16 protein-coding genes are annotated in these 24456 nt (G+C 42.3%); 11 read left to right on the top strand and 5 right to left on the bottom strand.

The window, feature by feature from the left end:
* Window positions 1-45: 45 nt before the first annotated feature.
* Window positions 46-918 (bottom strand): helix-turn-helix transcriptional regulator, encoded by an 873-nt coding sequence (locus tag M3636_RS07135; protein ID WP_251381780.1) that lies wholly within the window; start codon window positions 916-918, stop codon window positions 46-48.
* A gap of 191 nt (window positions 919-1109) precedes the next feature.
* Here M3636_RS07135 and M3636_RS07140 point away from each other — a divergent pair, with 191 nt between their 5' ends.
* The gene (locus M3636_RS07140; RefSeq protein WP_285858550.1) at window positions 1110-7490 is read left to right on the top strand and encodes a rhamnogalacturonan lyase family protein; all 6381 of its coding nucleotides are present in this window, start codon (window positions 1110-1112) and stop codon (window positions 7488-7490) included.
* Between the two features lie 227 nt (window positions 7491-7717).
* Here the strand turns inward: M3636_RS07140 and M3636_RS07145 are convergent, their stop codons facing one another.
* Window positions 7718-7999, bottom strand: coding sequence for a GNAT family N-acetyltransferase (locus tag M3636_RS07145; RefSeq protein ID WP_251381782.1), 282 nt, complete (start codon window positions 7997-7999; stop codon window positions 7718-7720).
* Window positions 7992-8243 (bottom strand): (4Fe-4S)-binding protein, encoded by a 252-nt coding sequence (locus M3636_RS07150; protein ID WP_285858551.1) that lies wholly within the window; start codon window positions 8241-8243, stop codon window positions 7992-7994. Before M3636_RS07150 ends, M3636_RS07145 begins: the two co-directional genes overlap by 8 nt.
* Before the next feature lie 445 nt (window positions 8244-8688).
* On the opposite strand from M3636_RS07150, the gene M3636_RS07155 reads away from it, so the two are divergent.
* The 10 genes from M3636_RS07155 to M3636_RS29945 all read left to right on the top strand — a co-directional run bounded on the left by M3636_RS07155 (window position 8689) and on the right by M3636_RS29945 (window position 22372).
* Window positions 8689-13080: a helix-turn-helix transcriptional regulator gene (locus tag M3636_RS07155; protein ID WP_251381783.1), complete on the top strand. Its 4392-nt coding sequence runs from the start codon at window positions 8689-8691 to the stop codon at window positions 13078-13080.
* Between the two features lie 159 nt (window positions 13081-13239).
* A complete protein-coding gene (locus M3636_RS07160; protein ID WP_251381785.1) occupies window positions 13240-16458 on the top strand; it encodes an InlB B-repeat-containing protein in 3219 nt (1072 codons plus the stop codon).
* Window positions 16459-16872: 414 nt separating this feature from the next.
* Window positions 16873-17298, top strand: coding sequence for a MaoC family dehydratase (locus M3636_RS07165; RefSeq protein WP_251381786.1), 426 nt, complete (start codon window positions 16873-16875; stop codon window positions 17296-17298).
* Between the two features lie 510 nt (window positions 17299-17808).
* Window positions 17809-18228 carry a MarR family winged helix-turn-helix transcriptional regulator gene (locus M3636_RS07170; RefSeq protein ID WP_128101977.1) on the top strand — a complete coding sequence of 140 codons (420 nt, stop codon included), beginning with the start codon at window positions 17809-17811 and terminating at the stop codon, window positions 18226-18228.
* A gap of 237 nt (window positions 18229-18465) precedes the next feature.
* On the top strand, window positions 18466-19206 hold the full coding sequence (locus M3636_RS07175) for an SDR family oxidoreductase (protein WP_251381789.1): 741 nt from the start codon (window positions 18466-18468) through the stop codon (window positions 19204-19206).
* A 52-nt stretch (window positions 19207-19258) separates the two neighbouring features.
* Window positions 19259-19903 carry an SDR family oxidoreductase gene (locus tag M3636_RS07180; protein ID WP_128101979.1) on the top strand — a complete coding sequence of 215 codons (645 nt, stop codon included), beginning with the start codon at window positions 19259-19261 and terminating at the stop codon, window positions 19901-19903.
* Window positions 19904-20073: 170 nt separating this feature from the next.
* Entirely contained in the window at window positions 20074-20409 is a 336-nt protein-coding gene (locus M3636_RS07185; protein WP_128101980.1) for a rhodanese-like domain-containing protein, read from the top strand.
* A gap of 75 nt (window positions 20410-20484) precedes the next feature.
* Window positions 20485-20850: a nuclear transport factor 2 family protein gene (locus tag M3636_RS07190; protein ID WP_251381791.1), complete on the top strand. Its 366-nt coding sequence runs from the start codon at window positions 20485-20487 to the stop codon at window positions 20848-20850.
* Window positions 20851-21007: 157 nt separating this feature from the next.
* Window positions 21008-22030: an NADH:flavin oxidoreductase/NADH oxidase gene (locus M3636_RS07195; RefSeq protein WP_251381792.1), complete on the top strand. Its 1023-nt coding sequence runs from the start codon at window positions 21008-21010 to the stop codon at window positions 22028-22030.
* A gap of 117 nt (window positions 22031-22147) precedes the next feature.
* Window positions 22148-22372, top strand: coding sequence for an SDR family NAD(P)-dependent oxidoreductase (locus tag M3636_RS29945; protein ID WP_483311505.1), 225 nt, complete (start codon window positions 22148-22150; stop codon window positions 22370-22372).
* Here the strand turns inward: M3636_RS29945 and M3636_RS07205 are convergent.
* Both M3636_RS07205 and M3636_RS07210 read right to left on the bottom strand, forming a co-directional pair.
* The gene (locus M3636_RS07205) at window positions 22316-23644 is read right to left on the bottom strand and encodes an ATP-binding protein (protein WP_251381794.1); all 1329 of its coding nucleotides are present in this window, start codon (window positions 23642-23644) and stop codon (window positions 22316-22318) included. The genes M3636_RS29945 and M3636_RS07205 overlap by 57 nt on opposite strands.
* Entirely contained in the window at window positions 23637-24353 is a 717-nt protein-coding gene (locus M3636_RS07210; RefSeq protein ID WP_128101984.1) for a LytR/AlgR family response regulator transcription factor, read from the bottom strand. Before M3636_RS07210 ends, M3636_RS07205 begins: the two co-directional genes overlap by 8 nt.
* Between the last annotated feature and the right edge of the window lie 103 nt (window positions 24354-24456).

Here is a 24456-nt window from a genome sequence, read left to right on the forward strand (position 1 = left end):
CAAACGTCTTAGTACCTGAGAGTCTTATGCAAGAGCAGAGAGGAGTTACTCATAATAGATAGCCTCGTAAGGAAATGCTAACTTATTCAACCGGTATTCTTTGGGTGACATGGACATATATTGCCGAAAAACTTTGCCGAAATAGCTAGGACTCTCAAATCCACATTGTTGACCAATTTGAGCAATCGGAAGTTCCGTTGTACGGAGTAGTCGGACGGCAACCTCAATTCGTCTATCCTTGAGATAAGCAAGCGGTGATGTTTTCTCCGACTTTTGAAATAATCTACATAAGTAATGTTTATTGATATCACAATGGCTAGCCAGTAAATCGAGCGTTAATGGCGTAGCATAATTTTCTCGAATAAACTTTTTGCATTTCTCGATTGTTGTTATTGAAAGGAGACCGATATCCCTCTCCGCATCCCGACTTGTCTGCACCAAGAGAAGCAACCACTGATAGACATGCATGGATAGGCGATATTTGTCGGTCACTTTCTCTTGATGAATTAATTGAATGATCTGCCATAACTCTTGAATTAAAGGAGAATCAGCGTTTCGCAGAATGACATACCCCTCATTATCATGAATCATATCCCATATTCGATTGGCTTCATCTCCACGAATGTTAATCCATATAAATTCCCAAGGTTCGTTGTTTTCTTGTTGATAGTAATAGCAATGTTCTCCGCTGATTTTAACAAGTAGTGCGTGCCCCTTAGGTAAAGGGATTGTCTGATTGTCAATATCCAAATAGCCTTGGCCATTAAGGGTGTATTGAAAAACAACATGCCCCGGATCCGGTCTGTCATCACTTGGGCAACGATATTCTTCACTTGAGACGATCTGCCATCCAATGGAGTCAAGTGTCATGATTGATGTATCGTCATTACGAAAAGCATAAGAGACCGTATGATTCATACCTTCACCCCTACCTAAAAAAGTCAATTATGTTATATAATACGTCACATTTTTTAGATTGTCTGTCTTTTTTTAGACCTGTAAGATAAATGTAAGCGGTAACATACGAAAGGATGGTGACTGTAATTTAGTATTCGTTTGACAACAAGTAAGGCAGATTTTAATTTTTGGATAAAGGAGGAGCTAATCCGATGAACCGAAGAACTGTTTCCATCCAGAAATCGATGTTTGTATCTTTTCTAGCATTCCTTATGGTAATTTCATTGGCTGTACCTCCCGCTCCGGCACGTGCAGAGACATCAGACATCAAGGCGGGTCGTCAGGGGGAATATCTGAACCGTGGTCTGGTTGCGGTACTCGTGGACAACGGTGTTTTCTTAAGCTGGAGGTATTTAAACAATGATCCTGATGAGATCGCTTTCAATATATATAAAAATGGAACCAAAGTAAACGCGTCGCCTATAAGCGACGTGACAAACTATGTGGACACTACGGGCTTTGACAGCTCCCAGTATCAGATTTCCACGATCATTGCGGGCAAGGAGCAGATGGAGCCAGAGGTTGTATCGGTCTGGCATAACGATTATCTACCGATTCCGCTTGATAAACCGGCTGACGGCCGAACCAAGGACGGTGGGACTTACTCCTACTATGCGGGTGACGCTTCTGTAGCGGACTTGGATGGTGATGGCGAGTATGAGATCGTCTTTCTGTGGAGTCCAAGCAATTCCAAGGACAATTCGCAGGCAGGATACACTGGTAATGTGTATATCGATGCGATCAAACTAGACGGTACGAAGCTGTGGAGGACTGACCTTGGTGTCAACATCCGCGCCGGAGCGCATTATACGCAATTAATGGTATACGATCTGGATGGCGACGGTAAAGCCGAAGTTGTGGTAAAGACCGCAGACGGCACGAAAGACGGACAGGGTACGGTCATTGGCGACGGCACGAAAGATTACCGAAATGAAGGCGGATACATACTGACAGGTCCAGAATATCTCACGCTGTTCAACGGTGAGACCGGAGCTGCCGTATCCACCGTGGATTATGATCCTCCAAGAGGTAATGTCAGCGATTGGGGCGATGGCTACGGTAACCGTGTAGACCGTTTCCTTGGCGCCATTGCTTATCTGGACGGTACGAAGCCAAGTGTGGTAATGAGCCGGGGGTATTATACGCGCACCGTGCTTGTTGCTTATGATTATGTTGGCGGAGAACTCGTCAAGCGCTGGCGGTTTGACACCAATGAGGCAGGATCGCAATATCAGGCACAAGGTAACCACAATCTAAGTGTGCTGGATGCTGACAATGATGGCAAGGACGAGATCATGTTTGGCGCTTTAGCGATCGACGATGATGGTAGCTTGATGTATAGCACCGGACTCGGTCATGGAGACGCTATGCACGCGGGCAAGCTCGATCCGAACCGTGAGGGTCATCAGGTCGTAAGTGTGCATGAGCATTCCAATGCTGCATACGGACTTGAGATGCGCGATGCTGCTACAGGTGAAATTCTCTGGGGAGAAAAAACAGGTTTTGACACAGGTCGTGGGATGTCTGCAGACATTGATCCGAACCATCCAGGATACGAATCATGGGCAACGACGATTACTAACGGACAAAGTGTGCCTGTAACGAGTACCTACTCGGCTGCCGGAGAGGCTATCTACACTGCGGAAGAAGGACCAAAAACCGCAAACTTCGCCATTTGGTGGGATGGAGATCTTCAGCGGGAGCTGTTTGACCATGAATGGGATAACAGTACTGCCAGAGGCATTCCGCTCATTTATAAATGGGATTATGAAAACAAAAAGCTTGATGAAATCTTCCGGGCGACCGGTACGTTAACAAACAACCATACCAAAGGAAATCCGGCGCTTCAGGCGGATATTCTGGGGGATTGGCGTGAGGAAATTCTGCTGCGGAGTGAAGATAGTTCAGAGTATCGTCTCTATACAACGACCATTCCTACAGACTATCGCATCCCTACACTGATGCAGGATCCTGTGTACCGACTGGGCGTAGCTTGGCAAAATGTTGCCTACAACCAGCCGCCGCATACTGGTTTTTATCTTGGAGCAGAGTCAACTTCATTTCCTAAAGCTGATCTGACACTGACTCGCGCAGCGGAAATGCTGGAGTCTGTATACCGTTTTGATTTCGGAACAGATACAGCATCTGGAAGCACAGTTGTTCAAGATACGCTTTACACACAAGAGACGGGATATGGGTTCACAGATACAAGCAATGTTAATGTAGGTGTTAACGAGGTTTCTGTTGCGGCAGGTACGACATTTGCCGTTGATCTGCCGAACGCTAACTATAAGGTGACACTACGATTGGGAAGCGATGCGAATGATTCGAACGTTGGGGTCAAGTCCGAATTTGTCCAGAAGCTCGCTGTAACCAATGTAAAAGCAGGAGAACCCCTGGAGTATTCTTATGATATTGCCTTAGTAGATGGGCAGCTTGATTTTCTCTTCACGGGTACAGCCATAGACATCCAAGACATCATTATTGAGAAATATCCGGAGAAAGAGGCCGGTACATCAACGACGATCTATATGGCCGGTGACTCAACGATGCAATCTTACAGTGAAATGCAAGCTCCGCAAGAAGGATGGGGTCAACAGTTTGGACGTTACTTCTCTAATGGAGCAGTGATTGTAAACGATGCAATCGGTGGACGTAGCAGTAAATCGTTCATGGTAGATGGGCGTCTGGATACAATTCTGCAGCGCATTAAACCAGGGGACTTCTTCTTCATTTCCTTTGGTCATAATGACGCTAGTGCAGGTATACCAGATCGGTATGCATCACCAGAGGACTACAAAATCTACTTATCCCGTTATGTGAACGGTGCTAAACAGCGCGGAGCTACGCCTGTACTGCTCACTCCGGTTGGACGCAGAGATTTCAATACGTTAACACAGGAGTTCAACGTCAGCTTCCCGGCCTATGTGCAAGCAGCCAAAGAGGTGGCGCAGGAACTGAATGTGCCGCTGATTAATCTCAGCAAGCTAAGCATTACGTACTACAACAAAATTGGAAATACAGCTACGGAAAAAGTATTCCTATATGCTAATCCAGGTGAATATCCGAAGTATCCGAATGGAATTAATGATAACACCCATTTCAGCAGTTATGGTGCACAGCGAATTGCTGGATTGGTTGCTGGTGCGGTCAAAGACATGGGGCTCAGCATTTCCTCCCTGGTTATTGACCCGGATATAACTGAACCCGAGCCTGAGCCGGAAATCCAGCTCTACGAAGAGGACTTTGAAGGCGCAGCAGCGGACTATCAGTATGCGATGGTGAATGCGACTGGTATTGCGGGAACCATGGCGGGAACAGTAGTTGAACAGTCAGGAAATAAGGTACTGTCGGTCACGGGTTCCGGATCGGGTCATCGGGCGAAAGTATTCCGTTTGTTCGATGCTGTAAACGGCGATAAAGTGGACGTAAACTTTGACTGGCAGTCTGGCAATGTGAGTGCCTATCCGTCAGAAGGCCACCTCACGGTTCAGGATTCGAATGAAAATGCCCTGTTCACACTGTTTACGAAAACCGGAAGCACGAAAATTCATTATTTTGTCGGTGCATACAACCCGGACTACGGCACAGGGGATTCAGCTATACCTGAAGGGGGAACGGCTACAGAGATCTCCAAGAACCAATGGGTTAACGTGGATGCATCCGTTAATTTTGCAGAGAAAACATTGGATCTGACATTAACGAATCAGGCGGATCCGACCATCACACAGACGATCCAAGATATCCCTATGAGTTCCATCGCATACGCAGATAACGTCAGAGCGATTCGTTTCCTGGGTACGAGAAAAGGCGGTGGAGGTACGCTGAACTGGACTACTCAAATTGATAATGTGCGAATTGAAGGAACTCAGCTTGATTCGGAGGGCGGCGATCAGACAGCCTTGGTTGATCTGTACGATGAAGTTAAGGCGCTTGATCTGTCAGCATATACAGAAGAATCACAAGCCGTGGTCAATCGGGCATTGGCAGCTGCGGAAGCTATCTTTAATACAGAAGCAACGCAGGCTGAAATTGACCATACGTTTAACATGTTAACGGTCGCGAAGGAGTCTTTGACGAGTGAACCGGCCGAAGAGATCAACACGTACAAATTTGATTTTGGTTCTGGCAGTGCTGCCGAAGGATACATCAAGGTAGATGCCAAAAGAGCGTACATTGAGGGCAATAAGTACGGATTTGCCGATACTGCATTGACGAAAGATGAGAACCGGGAGACCGGTGATGCGCTCAAGGAGGATTTTACTCGAGTAAACGGCACTTCTTTCCTAGTGGAAATGGAGCCAGCTAATTACCGTGTAACGATGACCATAGGAGATGCAGAAGAATCAACCAGCGCGAATGTCGTTGTAGAGCAGATGACTAAACTGCCGCTCACAACGATTGCTAAGGGCGAGTTCAAAGAAGTAACCTATGATATTGCGCTCATCGATGGAATCTTTAACTTCAACTTCACTGGAAATGCACCGAAAATCAATGCGTTGACGCTGGAGCGTCTACCGGATAACAATGCCAGCGATAAGCCTATTGTCTATCTGGCTAGTGATTCCACTGTAGCCAATTACGCAGAGAACTATCGTCCGCAGGCAGGATGGGGCGAGACGCTGGGTCAATATTTTGATCAGAATGAAGTCAGCATTGATAACCGTGCAGTTGGGGGATTGAGTAGCAAAACCTTCCTGGTCGGTGGATACCTTAACGATATTTTGCTCGACATCAACGAAGGCGATTATCTATTCATGCAGTGGTCTCATAATGATTCCACACCGTCCCGTCCAGAGCGTTATCTAACGCCAGAGCAGTTTAAAGTGTATTTGAAAGAATACATCAACGGTGCTCTGCAAAGAGGGGCGATTCCGGTTCTGGTCACGCCAGTCAACCGTCGTGATTTTACTGGAGAGGTGCTGAACAAGAGCTTCCCGGAATACGTTCAGGCGATGAAGGAAACGGCACAGGAGACGGAAACGCTCATTATTGATCTGAACCAAGCTAGCTGGGAGTATTTCCAAGAGCTTGGCACAGAAGGAACAAAATCGATATTTATGTGGGTAGGCACAACGGAAGACAATACACATTTGCAGATGAATGGAGCAATCAAAGTATCTGAACTTGTGGCAGGTCTTGTGAAAGAATTGAATATTCAGCTGTCAGCTCACGTTAAATTGGAAGGAGAGAATCCAGATAAGGAAGCTCCGCATACCACGGTAACCGTGGAAGGGGAAGAACATGACGGGTGGTACACTTCTCCAGTACAAGTAACCTTTACAGCAAGTGACGAAGACTCCGAGGTTGAAGGGACTTATTATCAAATCAATGGTGGCGAAACGGTGAGTGGCACACAGTTGACTCTAACTGAGGAAGGTACACACACGATCACTTACTGGAGCGTCGATGTGGATGGTAACAAGGAAAGCGAGCAGACTTTGACCATATCCATCGATCTCGTTCCACCAACCATCGAAATTCATGGTCAAACGGAGTACACGATTGATCAGCACGTGGAAATTGGCTATACAGCCTCGGATGCGGTATCCGGTGTTGCAGAGCCAGAGGGTATACTTCTGGACACTCCAGCTTATACATTGGAACCCGGCCTGAATCAGATCACAGCAACAATCTCCGACATAGCTGGTTGGGAACAGACAGTAGAATATAGCTTTGCGGTGATAGCTACATTCGACAGCTTGATTAATCTGACCAACTCCTTTGCTGACGAATCAAGCGATCCAAATGCAAGCGTTCTTGCTGATCAGCTTGTGAACACATTGCAACAAGCGCAACAGGCTGCGAATGATCGTGAAGGAGCAAAAGCACGTCAATTGCTCGCATCCTATGGCAGTGACGTCCAATCAGCTAGAGGAACCGTATTTACGGATGAGCAGGCCAATGTACTGCTTAAATGGGAGGAATGGCTCCATCAAGCAACACCACTAGCGAACGGGGCTCCAGGGACACCGGTGCTGTCGGACAATAACGGATACGACACTGGACTGAAAGATGGAGATTATACTGTCACGATGAATTTGTGGTGGGGCAATAACGGCAACCAGTTCAAACTGTATGAGAATGGTGAGTTGATTAAAGAGGTTTCTCTGGTTGATCAATCTCCATCTGCTCAGTCTGTAAAAGTTGACATTACTGGAAAGAAAAATGGTACCTATATTTATACTGGCGAATTGATCAATGCACTAGGTACGACCACGAGTGTTCCATTGACCGTCATCGTTACAGATGCAACCCCAGGGCAAGCTGTACTGTCGAACGACAACTGGGATGGTGATGGTAACTATAACGTCACGATGAACCTGTGGTGGGGAACAAATGCTACTGAATATGAGCTATATGAAAATGGAGTTCTGATTGATACACAATCATTACAAACGAATACACCTAACGCACAGTCTGCGTTTACCGCCATCTCTGGAAGATCACCAGGAAGCTACGAGTATGAAGCTGTACTTCGTAATAATTCAGGGGAAACCAGATCATATCCATTACAAGTGACGGTACGATAGTAAACTGTAACGTTTGAAGCATTCCATTAATATGTGGTGATTAAAGCTACAATTAGAGTACAATATTATTTAGAAACAAAAAGGTGCAATTTCTCATCATTTTGAGGAATAGCACCTTTTTGTATGCGCTCCGTAAGAGAGCGTTGACTGATTTGTATATCAATCTTGAGCATGGTATGAAAGGAAATTGCCCTATGGAAAAATGGGTATCATTACATGATTAGTTATTATTTATTGAGGACATCCGCATACTCGGAAATACGATCAAAACGTCCCTTGGCAAACGGGCATAATGGTAAAATCTTAATCCAGTTTTCACGCGCGTATTCCACCATCGATTGGAGCAGTTTATCGCCAAGCCCTTGTCCGCGATAAGCATTTTCAACTAACGTGTGATCAATAATGTAAAGCTCAGGACTTGAGATCACATACGTCATTACTGCAGCAATGTTGCTGTTATCTTGAATAAGAAATCTTTTATTAGCAGGTTCATGTTCTACGTTATGCATGTTCATCCTCTTTCCTAGTTGAAAATTTACCGTCCAGAAGTTTATACGTCAATGCTCCGCTTGGACAAGTGTCAATATGTCGGGCAATGGCCTCCGAAGTGTCGGCATCTGGATCAACCCAAGGGCGTTTACTTAAATTAAAAACTCCAGGGAGACCTTTTACGCAAATGCCGGAATGAATGCAGACATCCGAATTAAACATGACCTCGATGTCTTTACCGTAGTATACTTTCTCCTTAGTCATAGTTCCTTCACATCTTTCACTTTAAAGTTTGTTTACAGATCTAGATTCATTCTTTAATTGAGAGCCGTCAGAATTCTTTCCAATAGGTATTCATGGCAAGCCGTGTCTGTCAGTCTCTCGATGTCCGAATTATAATGAGGAATCCTAGATAAGTCAACGTGACGAATCTGACTCCATGCATGTGGAGGTGCTTGAGCCATTCCATGATCAATCCGAGATTGCATCGTGGGCGAGAAGCATTACGGCAGCAAGGGTTCTAACAATTCATACTTATGGATAGTGAAATGTTTGCTTCCTTTTTCTGTATTACGCAAGCTAGACTCTTTATACATCATAGATTAAAATTTATTTAATAAGTTTCTCAATACATCAAACCACACTTTTATTATTTAAATTCTGATATAAATCCTGTTCCCGAAACGAAATATAACTTAGATAGGTGTGCATGAACATCAAGATTTTAAGAGACTACATCACAGATCACCTAATAGAGCTTACTATGTTCATTGAACTGTCTATTATACTGGCAGAAATGTTGCAGCGTGAACACGAGCAGAATAGGATCATTGGATACCTTAGCCCTGACCATATCAGCTTGCAGTGGCAGGGGAAAACGGCGCATATATCCTGGCATACGGAAAGTCATGCAGCTTATCATTCTCCAGAGCAATCTGGGCGATTCAATCTTGTGCCGAGTGAACGCAGTGATCTTTACGCATTAGGTGTTATTCTCTACGAGTTGTTGACCGGGCAATTGCCTTTTCATGCTGAAAATGATGAAGACTGGGGTACCGTGCATACCCGTAAGGTGCCGCAGCCTTTATCTGATATCCGACCGGGAGTAGACGATACACTTCAATTGATACTGATGAAATTACTTGCCAAATCACCGATGGAGCGTTATCAGAGTGCATATGGGGTGCTTGAAGATCTGAAGTTGTATCAGAATATGATGAATAACGATGGAGCGTTTACGCCATTGGAAGTGGGACGATTGGATAAAATACGTACGCTTTCCCTATCCGATTCGTGGTATGGACGCAGTGCCGAAGTGTTGCAAATGGAGGCCGGGCTGGAGCAGGCTTTTCAAGGAATGAATGCCTTTCGTTGGGTGATAGGCAAGGAGGGAACGGGCAAAACGACGCTTGTCCATAGACTCCAACAAAACGTCATTCAGCATGGAGGCCGGATGATTGCCATGGAAGCGGAACCATTCCAACAAAACGTGCGGTGTGGGTCGATTCTTCAAGTGATGCGGGAATGGATCTATCAACTGTGGAGTGAGCCAGTTGAACTCATTACACGTCTGAAAGCCAAACTGCAAGCCGAGTTTGGGCTCGAAATGCAGGTGATCGTCTCCTGCTTGCCCGAGACCAAGCTGTTGTTCGACAACGATGTAAAGGTATCGCATATCTCGGACGCTGCGAAGGTCTGGGAACGGTTTGAAGAACTTCTGCCCGACTTGATCCGTTGTATGGGTGAATGCAAGCCACCGCTTGTTCTGTTTATGGACAATCTGCAGTGGGTTGACAATGGAACACAAGACGTCATTCGTGAACTTGCATTATCACAAAAAGCGTATGGATTATTCCTAATCGGGGCTTATCGTACGGAGGAAGTGATCACTTCCACTGAGGATGAAACGAAAGCTGATCAAGAGGGATTTCTGGTTTGGTTAAGCCAAAGATGCCGTGCGAATCCAGATGAACAAGTGACTCTATCGCCGCTGGCTTACGAGGATGTAAGGCAGCTGATCTCTGATGCTCTATATGAGAAATCCGCTCGCATTCAACTTCTGGCACGGTCTGTCTACGATCAGACAGGTGGGTATCCCGGCTCGGTTCGTCTCTTGCTGGAGGGATGGTTAAAGGAGAACAGACTAAACTTTGACGAGAAACGACGTCAGTGGGTATGGGACTCAGAAATAACCCGGCAACTAAGCAGGTCGGAAGAACATCTACGGCTGCTGGAGATGAGCTTCTCCAATCTCAAGGAAGATCGTAAGGAGTTTTTGGCTATGGCGGCTGCAATAGGTCCGGTATTCCAGTTAACACTCTTGGCCGAAGTGTGTGGCATATCAGTAGATAGGGTATTCCGTAATCTTCAAGAGGCGGAAGCGGAAGGATTTATTTATCGGGAAGACGAAGCAGGGTCAGAAGATGGACGGGATTCAACCTATGTGTTCTCCCATGAATTCATTCACCGAATGGCATATGCCTTTGATTCAGAACGTATTATCCACCGACACCGAGCAATTGGACGGTTGCTACTGGATCGCACGTCGGATTCACGCGATGACTTGTCAAGAACAGCGATTGATCATCTGAATTTGGCAGCTTCGGTATTATCAGAGCAAGAAACGAAGCAATTAATAGAGCACAATCTTCAAGCGGGACAAGAGGCGTTGGCATCCGCGCGCTATGCGAAAGGCAAGCATTATGCCGAAAACGGGCTTCATCTGCTTGCAATATACAAAGTGGATGTACCAGTTACACTCGATGTCGGGTTGCAGTTGGTATTAGCATGGACGGAGTATATGGGTGGCAATAGTGTACGGGCGAAAAAACTGCTGGTGGACTTGAACCAAGACAGCGATCGACTGAGCCGATCAGAGCGGCTCAAAATCTGGGCACCTTTAATCCGATTCCATGCACTCGCGGACAATGAGACTGCGGTTCAATTTGGAATGGAGGCGCTAGGCTCCTATGGTTGGAAGCTTGGGAAGAAAAGTACACTGTTGTCTATAGGCAAGGAAGTGACCCGAACCGCGATCCTTTTACATCGAAAGCGGGAGAAGCATCTTCTGCTGTCCGACCCACTCGACGAGGATTATGAAGAATTATGCCATGTAATGGAGCTGTTGTTTCTTCCATTGCTTGCACATGATGCGCGATCGCTTCTGGAATTGTATGCCCGATTTATTCGTTATGGGTTGCATAAAGGGGTGAATGAGTCACTAGCCGCTATGATCGGAGCATACGAGCTGATTGTGCAAAGGTCATTTCCCAGCTTCGTTCGAAAGACTCCGATTGCTGAGCAGGTGTTTCTGCAAATCGCGAACACCTCTACATTCAGGAAAAAACATGTTTTTACTTTTTTGATCGGAATGATCAAGCAAATGGACAGTCCTTTGGAATCTTCTGTTGTCCTGTTCAATGCGATGCGGCAAGCGATGGAAGCCGGTGATCATGACTTCGCTAATCCTGCCTTAATTTTCAGTGTTATGAGTAATCATGGGAATCTATATGCCTTGAATGATTTGCTCCAATACTTTGAGGAGAACATGCAACAGGTTGCTGACGACAAGATACTGGAAATGATGCGGCTGACGAGCAGTTACGCAGCCGTGCTGCAAGACGATTCTCTGATCGACAGTTTTGTTGCTATTCCACAGGTGCCGACTGACAGCGAGCTGGCGCAACGGGACGAGGACAATTATAGCTGCGGTTGTCGGCTCGAGGTAGCGTACCTATCGGGTAGATATAGCGAAGCTCTGTATTGGTCGCAGCGAGGAAGAGTAAACGAACTGCATTTGGATTGGATGCGAATTCGTAAACAACGTGTTTACGAGACTTTGGCACGGGCTGGATTGTATTTCGAGACGAATAGGGAGGAACGTAAGCGGATTCGGAAGGCCATACGCGCGCAATTGCGATTGATGAAGAGTTGGCGAGGATTCTTGGACAGTACTTCCTCTGCATACTTGCTAATCAAAGCAGAGGCTGAACGGATCGCAGGGAATTCGGTGAGCGCCATGCAACAATATACGGCTGCAATCAGGCTGGCAAGAACTGAGAAATACGTATTGCTGGAAGCCATTGCTTGCGAACGGCTTGCGGTATGTTATCAAGATGATCTGCCCAGCCGATCCGGAGCGGCAATTACGATGATGGATGCATGTGCGGCATACGCTGAATGGGGAATCACCTTCAAAGTAACTCAGATTAGAAGCAGAGATGCTAAATTGCTGGACCCGATATACAAGCATTATGAAGGTCCTGTATTACAGGATCGAATCCAAATGACTCAAACCAGCACATCGCTACCTCAACGGAACGGCTCCAAGATGGGTGAAGGCTCGAAGAGCGAAGAAGAACTCGAACATGTGCAACGACTCATCGATGGGTTGGCACAGACGAATAAGGTCTACTGGAAGGTGAATCTCTTGGAAACGGCTTTAAGACAAGCCGGAGCTGAGCGTGGTCTGTTGTTGAAGCGTCATAATAATGAATTCTATATTGAAGCTAACCGTTCTGACTGGACTGATCAGGAAAAAGGAGTCGGCATGTATGCGGAGAGCGTCTTACGTCATACAACGATGACGGCGAAACCGCTAATTCTGCATGATGCGTTTCAGAGTTTTTGGGTGAAGGATGCTTATATCGCAGCAAGTAAACAGAGGTCGATTCTGTGCATGTCCATTGATGTTCCGGGAGAACAAGCTTCCTATCTACTCTACTTGGAAAATCGACAGATGCCGGGTGTGTTCACAAAAAGGGATGTTCAGATGATGGAGCTTATTGCGACACGGATCATTTATCTCAAGCTGCTGGGAGACGAAGCTGCGAATACAACAATCCCAAGTACTTCCGAAAGTAACGTTTCGTCCGTGGTGCCTAGTCTCAGTCAACCGGGGCTGACTGAACCACTGACCGAACGAGAAACGGAAATTATTACAGCGATTGCAAAAGGTTTGTCGAACAGAGAGATTGCCGATCTCTTTGGGATTGCAGAAACGACGGTCAAGACACATACTTCTAGAATATACAGCAAGTTGGTTGTAAAACGGCGGGGGCAAGCTGTCCTACGTGCCAGAGAGCTACAATTGATAGAGTGACAAACAAGGAAGCGAGCCTGAAAGGGCCGCTTCTTTGTTTTTTTGGAGTACTACTTTAGTAGGACTTAAATATCCTAAGATGAGACTATGATGTTTAGATGGAGTCAAATGAAAAGAGGTCATTTTGAGTAATAACGAATTGTATGAAAGGAAGTGTACATGGTGAGAAAGAGAGTTGTCTCGATTGCAAGTATGCTATTAATGGTCGTTTGTATCACATTCATCGTAATTTTTAATAATCAAAGCGTTGCATCCGCTAACATAGTTCCGTCAACTATTTATGCAGCAGAGGATACAACAATGATTTATGAGTCTGGTATGATCTATGAGGGTGAAAATCTCGGGTATCTGGAAGTAGGCTATCAAGGAACACTTAGTGTTCCCTTAGAGGCTCAGGTATTACTAAAGTTTGCTTTACCCCCAATCCCTACAGGGTATGAAGTTGAAACTGCAAATCTTTATATTCCTGTAACAGGTGGTACTTTACAGGCAACAACTAATTTTTCGTTAAAAGTTTCTACGAGTATAGATCATAGCTGGGCACAGGATAGTAGAATAACATCGCCACCAGCTCTAACGTCAGGTTCTACACAATCAAGACTTTTAGCCAATAATGTACCTATACTTAAGCCTACACTCGCTCCCTTTAATTTTACCAGCTATATATCAGGGGAATCAGCGAAATCTGATCCTAGAGCAACCTTCATTCTATCAGGAATGACTTCTCAAGAAGCAGCTGAAGCAGGAATAACCTATGCTGATCATTTTATACAAATGACCGAAAATCATGCACATGGCGGCAGTCTGGGTCCATATTTAATTATTACGTATTCTGAAATTGCGAATATTGAAATAACTGGAGTCGCAGATGGAGGTCTATACAATACAAATGTAACGCCAACATTTAATACTGGTACAGCAACTTTGAATGGAAGTCCATTTACAAGTGGAACACAGCTTACTGCTGAAGGCTCGTACACGTTAACGGTTACGGCAGGCAGTCAATTAGAAACGATTCAATTTCGAATAGATAAGACCCCTCCAACAGGGACGATTATTGTAAATCTAGGCAACGAATACACGAATGGTTCGGCTGTACTTATTTCAATAAATCCAGATCCTGGAGTAACTGATATTACGCATATCCAATATTCGCTTAACGGAAGCCCCTATACACAGATGCCTTATGTACCAAGCTTTATGCTATCAATAGGATTTACTGATGGAGATAAAGTTTTGAGATTTAAACTAGTTGATCGTGCAGGGAACCAATCAACTGAATATCAAAAAACCATAATACGGGATACCGAAGTGCCAACAGGCTCTATTGTTATTAATAATGGCAACGTGTATACAACTAATCGTGAAATAACGCTTAATCTATCATTAGGCAACGGTGTAACAGATGTGGTAGCGGTACAATTTTCTAATAACAATAGTTCTTGGTCAGGAGTTGAAGCCTTTAGTTCCATAAAAAGCTATACGTTACCTGCTGGTGATGGAAATAAAACGGTATATGTTCGTTTAATTGATCGAGCAGGCAATATTACCGTCATTCAAGACAGTATTATATTGGATACAACACCTCCAACAGGTACGGTTGTTGTAAATGATGGTAGTGCTTATACAAATGACTCAAACGTATACGTTGATATAACACCAACAGCAGGCGTGACGGATATCGTGAGCATTCGCTACACGCTTAACGGATTACCTCCAACGACTATAGCGTATACAAATAGCTTTACTATTAACGTAGGAAGCACGGATGGAGAAAAAGCTATTACAGTAGAGTTAATTGATGAAGCAGGACGCGTATCTCCACTATATAGCGCAACGGTAACGCTGGATACGATCCCCCCCGTTGTCAGCGGTGTAGCGGAAGGAGGAAGTTACATTTTCTCACAAACCATTACATTCAACGAAGGTACTGCAACACTAAATGGTGGTTCTTTTGTGAGTGGAACGACTGTGGATACTGATGGTTCCTATGTACTCGTGGTTACGGATAGCGCCGGTAACTCAACTACCATAACATTTATTATCAATAAACCAGCTCCAATTAGATATAGCGTTAAATACGAGGGAAACGGTGCTACTGGAGGACAAGAACCAGTCGATAGTCAATCTTATGAGAACGGACATACCGTTACAGTATCTGATAATAGTGGAAATTTAGTGAGGACTGGATTTACGTTTGATGGTTGGAATACATCAGCAGATGGCAGTGGGGTAAGTTATCTGGCAAATCACACGTTCAATATTAATGCCTCAGATGTCACACTGTATGCTCTGTGGAAGGTAAATTCTTATACATTATCATTTCAATCAAATGGAGGCACTGTTGTCCCGACTCAGAATATATCATACAACGTAACAGCAACAGCACCGACCGCACCAACCGCACCAACTAAACCAGGTTATACATTTGGTGGCTGGTTTAAAGAGACAGCCCTCATTAATCAGTGGAATTTTACGAGAGATGTAATTACAGCGAATATGACGTTGTATGCGAAATGGATTCAAAATAACTCTTCTGAAAATAATGGAGGAGGAAGTTCTCCAACGCCTCCCCAGCGATTCATAGTATCTTTTGAAACGAACGGAGGGAACGGGTTAAATAATCTCTCTGTCGTGTATGATACGAGGTTAGCCGAACTACCAACTCCTACTAAAGAAGGTTATGCATTTGGGGGATGGTATCATGATATGGCGCTGACCAACAAGTGGGACATCACTAAGGATCGAGTGACCAAAGATGCTACATTGTATGCAAAATGGATCGCAAACACAGTATCGGTACCTGCAGCCAATCCGCAATCAACCCCAGAAGAACCAAAACCTGAACGCCCTGTTGTTGCTTTTGACGACCTTTCAGGACATTGGGCAAAAGAAATGATTGAGGAATTAGCCAGTCAAGGGATAATTACAGGCTATCCCGACGGTTCTTTTTATCCCAATGAAAGCATCAAGCGCCATCACATGGCTCTAATATTCATACGTGCTTTCGAGTTTGAGCCAAAACGTGAGGCAGTTTCATTTTCTGACGTATCACCAAGTCATCCTTACTATGAAGCCATTATGTCACTACAGCAAGCAGGAATAGTCGATGGATCAAATGGGGATTTTCAGCCCAATCATTCGCTGACTCGTGCACAGATGGCTAAAATTTTGACACTGGCTCTTGAGATAGAACCAGGTGGAACTCGTACTTTCCAAGATATACCTACAACGCATTGGAGCTATGATTATGTCGCTGCACTAGCAGAACTAGAGATTGTACTAGGTGATAACAACGGCAAATTTAAGCCGGATGAACCTGTGACACGTGCACAGTTCGCGGTAATGATGTATAGAGCATTGAATATGTCAAAATAAACCTTTGGCGTGGTAGAAAAACATATTTTCATTGAAGTCGCTATTACAGCGGCTTTCTTTTTGTTATAAATCTATGGTGTTGAGATTAAGCAAGGTATCATATATTACCGGGATTAGCTTCACTTTAATAATAATACCTGCATATGAAACTGAAAGTGGCAAGATAATGTACCGCAATTATGTGATGTCATAGGGCAAAGACATTGTGTTGTTGCCAATAAAATTATTATCTAAACGGGATTGTAGTAAGTAAGAAAAATTATATAACCCGATTCATCATATTCAGTTGTGAGAGAAACCTGATCTTTTATTAGTATCAAGTACTATTATCAAGTGTTATAATTGTGATTAAGTTGAAGCAATAAATAGAGATAATCGGGTTCATCTTCATCTCAACAAAGGAGAGCTTAATATATGAAATTTAATGAATTTTTTGTTGGCCAAACTTTTAAAACAAAATCTCTTGAGATCACGAAAGAGGATATTACGAGATTTGCAGCTGAGTTCGATCCTCAGTATATGCATTTAGATGAAGAGAAAGCCAAAGAGGGAAGATTTAATGGCATCATTGCTTCGGGAGTCCAAACTTTGGCGGTTTCATTTAAACTGTGGATTGAAACGGGCAGTTATGGTGATGATGTTATCGCGGGAACCTCGTTCAATAATATCAAATTTATTAAACCCGTTTATCCTGATGATGTCTTGTATAACATGGTTGAAGTTATTGAAGTAAAAGAAAAGAAGAATGAAGCAGGGCTTGTTACGGTGAAGTTTTCTACTTTCAATAGCAGAGAGGAACTCGTTTTTGAAGGAGACTTAACGGTTCTGGTCAAGAAGTGATAAACCTTATAGGGAAGCGGATATATGAGGATGTTGATGTATAATGTCATACAGACACCGATCAATAAACACTTGATTTATAGAGTTGAGCAAACAATGAAGTATATATCTGATCAGTTAATTCATTAAGCTAACGAGAAGCACGTTTCGAATGGAAAAGAATTATTTGCAAAGATTGCTGATGGAGAACTAGCCATAGCAGCCGGTCAATTGTGGTCGGCTGCTTTTGTTTAACCAAACGGGCAAGTCCTAATAATTTATCCGTAAGGAGAATAATGTAATAAAAATTTATTAAATTTGATCAAAGGGAGAAAAACATAAGAGTCAAACGCATGGCCATAACCCTGTCAAGTAGACAATATGAAAAAGTATAGTTGACTCTAAGACTCAAGGGGATCATACCAGCAAACAATCGCTTTTAGAGTGTATTTATTTTGACCGTTTTGTTGATGCTTGATACAATAGCATAAACTATGTAGTAAAACTATACTTAAATTAGGTGGGTATAAATTGAAAAATAATAATGATGCCTTGAATATATGGATGTCATTGACAAATAGTTTTACCAGTATCCATGATAGATTGGAAAATGCTCTAGAAGAGCAGTATGATTTGTCGTTAAAGGAGTTTTATGTTTTATATTTTATATCAAATTCTGAAGATAAAGAGCTAAGATTGCAACAAGTACAAGAACTGATAGGTTTAAGTCAAAGTGCCACATCCCGTCTTGTTGTAAGAATGGAAGCAAAAAATTGTGGGGCATTAGAACGACATGTGTGTGAAGATGATAAAAGAGGAATTTACACTAGAATTACGGAGCTAGGAGAAAATAAATTCCATCGAGCTTTAGTAACCGTTAATGAAATTTTGCAAAAGGAACTTCAGCAGGGTGAGTTGACAAAAGTACAAAGCTTATTTGATAAAAAGTAATACTAGATCATGAATTTCCTAATAAAAAGTATATAAGAGGGCTCACTGATGTTTAGGTGAGTTTTTTTGATTATAATAATACTAGGATGAAACGGATGAAGGTCACCTATTTCAAAAAAATGCTGCAGCACAGCTTGACAATCATTTTGTAATCCATTAAATTAAATGCATGCGCATGCTTTTAAATTCAAGTATATGTATCTGAAATAAAAAGAAGTTGGAGAGAGGGGATTGAGAATGAATTATATTCAACACAAAGTGATTATTTTGACAGGCGCATCTAGTGGCATAGGCGAAGCAACAGCATTGTATTTGGCTAAGCATGGGGCAACTGTTGTACTCGCAGCTCGAAATGAAGAGAAGTTGAAAGCATTGACTGATCGTATCAAAAATGATGGTGGCCAAGCATACTACAAAGTAACTGATGTAACCGTTAACGAAGAGGTTCAAGCGCTGGTCAACTTTACCTTGGATTCTGTGGGGCGCGTTGACACGTTAATTAATTGTGCAGGTTACATGCTGTTCTCTATGTGGGACAATGCACATGTTGAAGAGTGGGAGAAAATGATTGATCTAAATATCAAAGGAACATTGTATGGAATTGCTGCTGTACTACCCCATATGAAAAAACAAGGTCAAGGGCAAATTATTAATGTTGGCTCAATTGCTGGACATGCAATTGGAGAAGGACATGGTGTTTATAGCGCTACAAAATATGCGATGAGAGCAATAACGGAAAGTTTACGTAAAGAAATGTCCGTGAAACACAATATTCAGGCTTCCTTAGTGTCTCCTGGTGTGATCGCAACAAATTGGCAAAGTACAGTTACAGACCAAGATGTTAAGTCAGTATTAGAGAATCTAAATGAAGTGGCTATTGATGTCGAATATGTAGCAGAGACTATTGGGTTTGTGGTGAATAAGCCTGCTAATGTTTTAATCAATGATGTAATCGTATCTCCTACTTCTCAAGAATGATAAGAATGTTGTAATAGTCTCAATTGAAATCTCAAACCTAAGGAGTGATAAAATGAAAGTCTTAGTAGTGGGGTCAAATGGACAAATTGGACAAAAACTTATCGCATTATTAAAAGAAAGTAAGGATCACAGCGTTCGTGCGATGGTTCGAAAAAAAGAGCAGGCTGAAGTTTATGAGAAATTGGGTGTTGAAACTGTTCTTGCTGATTTGGAAGGCTCGGTTGCTTCCATTGTTGAAGCTGTTCAGGGTTGTGATGCTATTGTCTTCGCTGCGGGTTCCGGTGGTAAAACGGGCGATGATAAAACGTTGCTCATTGACTTGGACGGTGCAGGTAAGACTATTGAAGCTGCTGAAATAGCAGGCATTGACAGATTTATCATGGTCAGTGCAATTCAGGCTAACAATAGGGACAATTGGCATGCTAACATACTTCCATATTATGCTGCAAAGCATTATGCAGACAAAGTACTTGAGAGTAGCAGCTTAACATACACAATTATACGTCCAGGGATATTGTTGAATGAACCAGGAACAGGAAAGGTGTCTGCTGCTGAAAATATCATTTATGGTAGTATTCCACGTGAAGATGTGGCAAGCACCATTATTGCTGCATTAAAAGAAGAAAACACATTTAGAAAGACTTTTGATTTGATTACAGGAGAAGTATCAATTGTCAATGCGTTGCAACAAATTTGATCGTAGGGAGAGACTAAAGTGAAATATAAGGAATTACTGAAGTTGAACTTGTTATAACAGGTTGTACCCATGTGGAATTCAATTAAAAATTCTTAATAATGGATACAAATTACGAATTGAAACACGTTTGTTTCTTTTGTTATGAAAGGGAGTTAAGGATGTTTTGGTTGATGTTTACTTCTGTGCTTATTGGGTTGTTGGTTGCTGTACGCCAACTATGGCCATTATCAAATCTGCAATATGTCAGTGGTCAAGAATTCAAGAAACTACAAATTGAGTTTCTGGATTATAAAGTGGTGGATATACGGGATTCATCTCAATTTAGTTCAGAACCTACAAACGGAACTATTAATATTTCTTTGGGTCGACTTCCTTATGTATGGCAAAAGCATATTACTCCTGGGGAACATATCTTTATACTTTCACAAGGAAAGTTCAAAACTAAAAAAGCTGCACGTATATTGTTAAAGCGAGGATTCCGCAATCTATATGTCATTAAATCGTAGTAATTGAAATACAATTCAATTCGCATCACTATATATGCATGCGCAAGCAAATTAAATATAAAGGAGATAATTATTATGAGTAAAGCAACGTTGAAGGATTATGAAGAAATCGTTAATGCAATGCAGGGATACATTCAGGGGAATATCGAGGGTAAAGGCGATGTAATGAAATCTACCTTTCATGAAGATGCAATTATGTATGGTTATACAAATGATGGTAACCTCAGTACAGGTTCGATTCGAAATCTTTATGAATTGATCGACACGCTAGAACCTGCAAAAGATTTGAAATACAGAATTGATGTTCTAGATGTAGCGGTGACTGTTGCAGTAGTTCGAATTATTCTAGAGGCACCTGGCATTGAGTATGCAGATTATCACACGCTCCTTAAAATAGATGGTCAATGGAAAGTTATTTCTAAAGTGTTCCATCAATATTGATGGTTTAGGAAAGTATATCTTTTGTTTGTCAGGGGAAGATTTATTTTAGCGAACTTCAAAATGAATGATGTTCGGGTTGACAAAAAGAATAGTTCTGATAGTATTTAAATGCTTGTGCATGCATTTAAATACTGTGAAAATGAGAGGAGTCTTTCTAATGAAAGATTTATTTAGCCCCTATACAATAAAAGGCATGGAATTGAAGAACCGTATTGTAATGTCTCCTATGTGTCAATATTCGGTGGACAACAAAGATGGAATCGCCACCGATTGGCATTACATGCATTATGTAAGTCGGGCAGTGGGCGGTACAGGGTTTATTATGATTGAGATGACGGATGTTGAGCCAGATGGTCGAATTTCAGATTTCGATCTGGGCTTGTGGTCCGATGAACAAATTCCAGCATTGAAGAGAATTGTAGACGCTTGTCATAGCTACGGTGCAAAGGTAGGAATTCAAATTGCACATGCTGGCCGTAAAGCAGAGGATGCAGAAGTACCCGTTGCTCCATCTGCGATTGCTTTTGATGAAAACTCTAAAACACCGCGTGCTCTAACTACGGACGAGGTAAAAGGGCTGGTTGAAAAATTCCGTAGTGCGGTAGCTCGTGCAGTGAAAGCAGGATTTGATACGATTGAAATCCATGGTGCACATGGTTACCTAATTCATCAATTCCATTCACCACTGACGAACAAACGTGATGATGAGTATGGTAAAGATCTTACCTTGTTTGGTCGGGAAATCATCACAGCAGCGAAAGGTGAAATGCCGGATCATATCCCGCTTCTGATGCGCATTTCTGCTAAAGAATATGTAGAAGGTGGTTATGACCTTCAGGAGAGCATTCAATTTGCTAAAGAATATCAAGAAGCAGGTGTAGATATGTTTGATATTTCATCGGGTGGAGAAGGACCGATTGCTGCATGGGGCAGACCAGGTACACATGCTGCTTACCAGGTTCCACTAGCTAAAGGAATCAAAAATGCTCTAAATGTTCCAGTAATCGCCGTTGGACGACTAGATGATCCAACTTTGGCAAATGCCGTAATTGGAAACGAAGAGGGTGATCTGGTTGCCGTTGGTAGAGGATTGCTCAGAAATCCTTACTGGGCATTGGAAGCTGCTTCGAAATTAAGAAAAGAAACACAAGTTCCTAAACAATATACCACAGGCTTCTAACAAAGATTACTGAGTGTTTTCACCGGAGAATCGGCTCCAGAGATGATAGTGATTTCAATAGTGTTCTCTGGCTGATCATCCGATCACCAAAATATCACATGAAAAGAAGTTTTATTAATGTCTTATATTAAGGATAAAGTTATTATTATCACTACTGCGTCATGTGGCATCGGTGAAGCAACTGCACTTTACCTTGAAAAACAAGGAGCATCAGTAGTACTTGCAGCAAGGATGAAGACAAACGATCAAGGTACTTTAGGTACCTTGATCGTTTTTTGCCATTCATTATCTAGGGAAATAGATATGAAGATAAAAAATATCTTCGTCTGTGTGAAACGTTAGAGTTCCATTGTATTGTTCTGTAATATGGCGCATGCTCTTAATGCCAAAGCCATGACGATCTTTGTTTTTCTTATTTGTTTGTATCACATCATCTTTGATGATCAGGTCACTATTAAAATAGTTTGTGATGTGAATAGAAATGATACCGCTTTCATTGCCTGTTGTAATCGAAATCGTTCGCTTCTTATCATTGGTTACGGATTGTACAGCCTCCAGAGCATTTTCTATTCCGTTGCTTAATAGAGAGTATAGATGAGTGGGTGAAATAAAAGACAAACATCGACCATCAGCCATGCAACTCATTCGAATCTGATTTTTCTCACAGTAAAGCTGCTTTTTATAGAGAATTACGTCCAGGATATCACTACCGGTTTTCACGGAGGTGTCATACACTTCAATAGCAGCATTCAATGACTCGAGTTCTTGATTAGTCAGTTTGTAACTGACATTTGACAATTGTTGCCGAAGATCGTGACATTTCATATTAATCAGTTCTATTTCACTTCGCATACTTTCAAACTGTTTTTTCTCCGCATGCAGTAGTTCATCCATAATTAATAAATCCTGTTTTAGTTTACTCGTTTCCAATATTCTTGTACGTAATAACAATGTAAGTAGAGCATACAGAATTGCAAAAATCCGAATGATGAAATCCAAGATACTGTTATCGCCCTCGAAGGAACGACTTAACGAGTTAATGATTACGGTGACAAAAATAAAAATCAATGAAAAAATAACAATTAAGACCTTGTTACTTTTGTCGTGTTCATAGACTTTGTTACGACGAAAGAGTAGAGCGAGTGAAATACTAAAAATGCAATGTATCAAGGAATACACTAACCAATCCCGTAACGGAACCATTTCCTTAAAAGGGGAGAGTGTTTCATACGGATTTTGTTTGAATACAACAATAAATATTTCATACAACCGGCCTACAATCATCTGGATCGCAATACCGCCACATAGACAAAACAATAGTTCTGAAAAATTTTCCTTGTACAGCAAACATAGAGCACTCAAAACGAAAATATAGACAACAGTACTTACCACTCCGGGAAATAGATAAGGATAATGAAAATTCATATAAGATACTAACAATAGTAGTGGAATCGCCAAGTTAGCCATGATACATAGCTTTAACCAAAACCCTTTTGATTTTTGATAAGGCAGTGTCAGAATGAAAATGCAAAACACAAATTCAATTAAACTAGCCGATCGAATGATAATCTGTTTGGAGTAGACATCCAAAAAATCAGAAATCATACTATTCATCTTTTTCTCTCACATACTCCATTAGTTTATTAACAAAGGCTTTCTTTCTGGGCTGACTGATCCGTAGCTCAATGCCTCCATCTAATGTAACAGTGTATCCCTGTACGCTTTGAACATACGCCAGATTGACCAAGTAACAATTATTGCATCTGAAGAAATCGTATCCGTGCATTTTTTTTTCGATAGATGAAATAGTGGCATACTGCCGGAAGCTATTTTCTACCGAATGATAAATGACATGATGCCCTTCTGTTTCAACATAGCGGATGCTTTTGGGAGAAACTTTGAGGATTCCTTTGTCCGAAGGGATAAGTATTTCATCTTTGGGATTCTCGTTAAGTCTTTGCATGGCACGTGACATTTTCAAGGCAAAATCATAGTACTCCACCGGCTTTAACATATAATCAAGCGCTTCCACTTCATATCCTTGAATAGCGTACTGAGTAAGATTGGTAATGAAGATTAGGATCACTGTTTTATCGAGTGCTCTGATACTACGCGCAGCGTCCATTCCATTCATATACGGTAATTGAATATCCATGAATATGATATCAAAATTGGAGTCGTAATTCTCCAACAGTGCAACAGCTTGTGAGAAATGCACGATATTGAAGGAAAGTCCTTTTTCGGCACTATAGTTCGTCAGATGACTTTCTAACAAACGCGCCTGGTTGATATCATCCTCTACAATAGCGATTTTGATAATCATCTTTCACCCCTTAGTTTTATCTCTAATTTATGTTCACTATAGAAAGTGAGCCTCTCTTTGTCAATAATACAACCTAAACCTCAGCGTAAACTAAAAAAAAACC

This window comes from Paenibacillus sp. MER 99-2 (assembly GCF_023714095.1).
Classification (GTDB): domain Bacteria; phylum Bacillota; class Bacilli; order Paenibacillales; family Paenibacillaceae; genus Paenibacillus.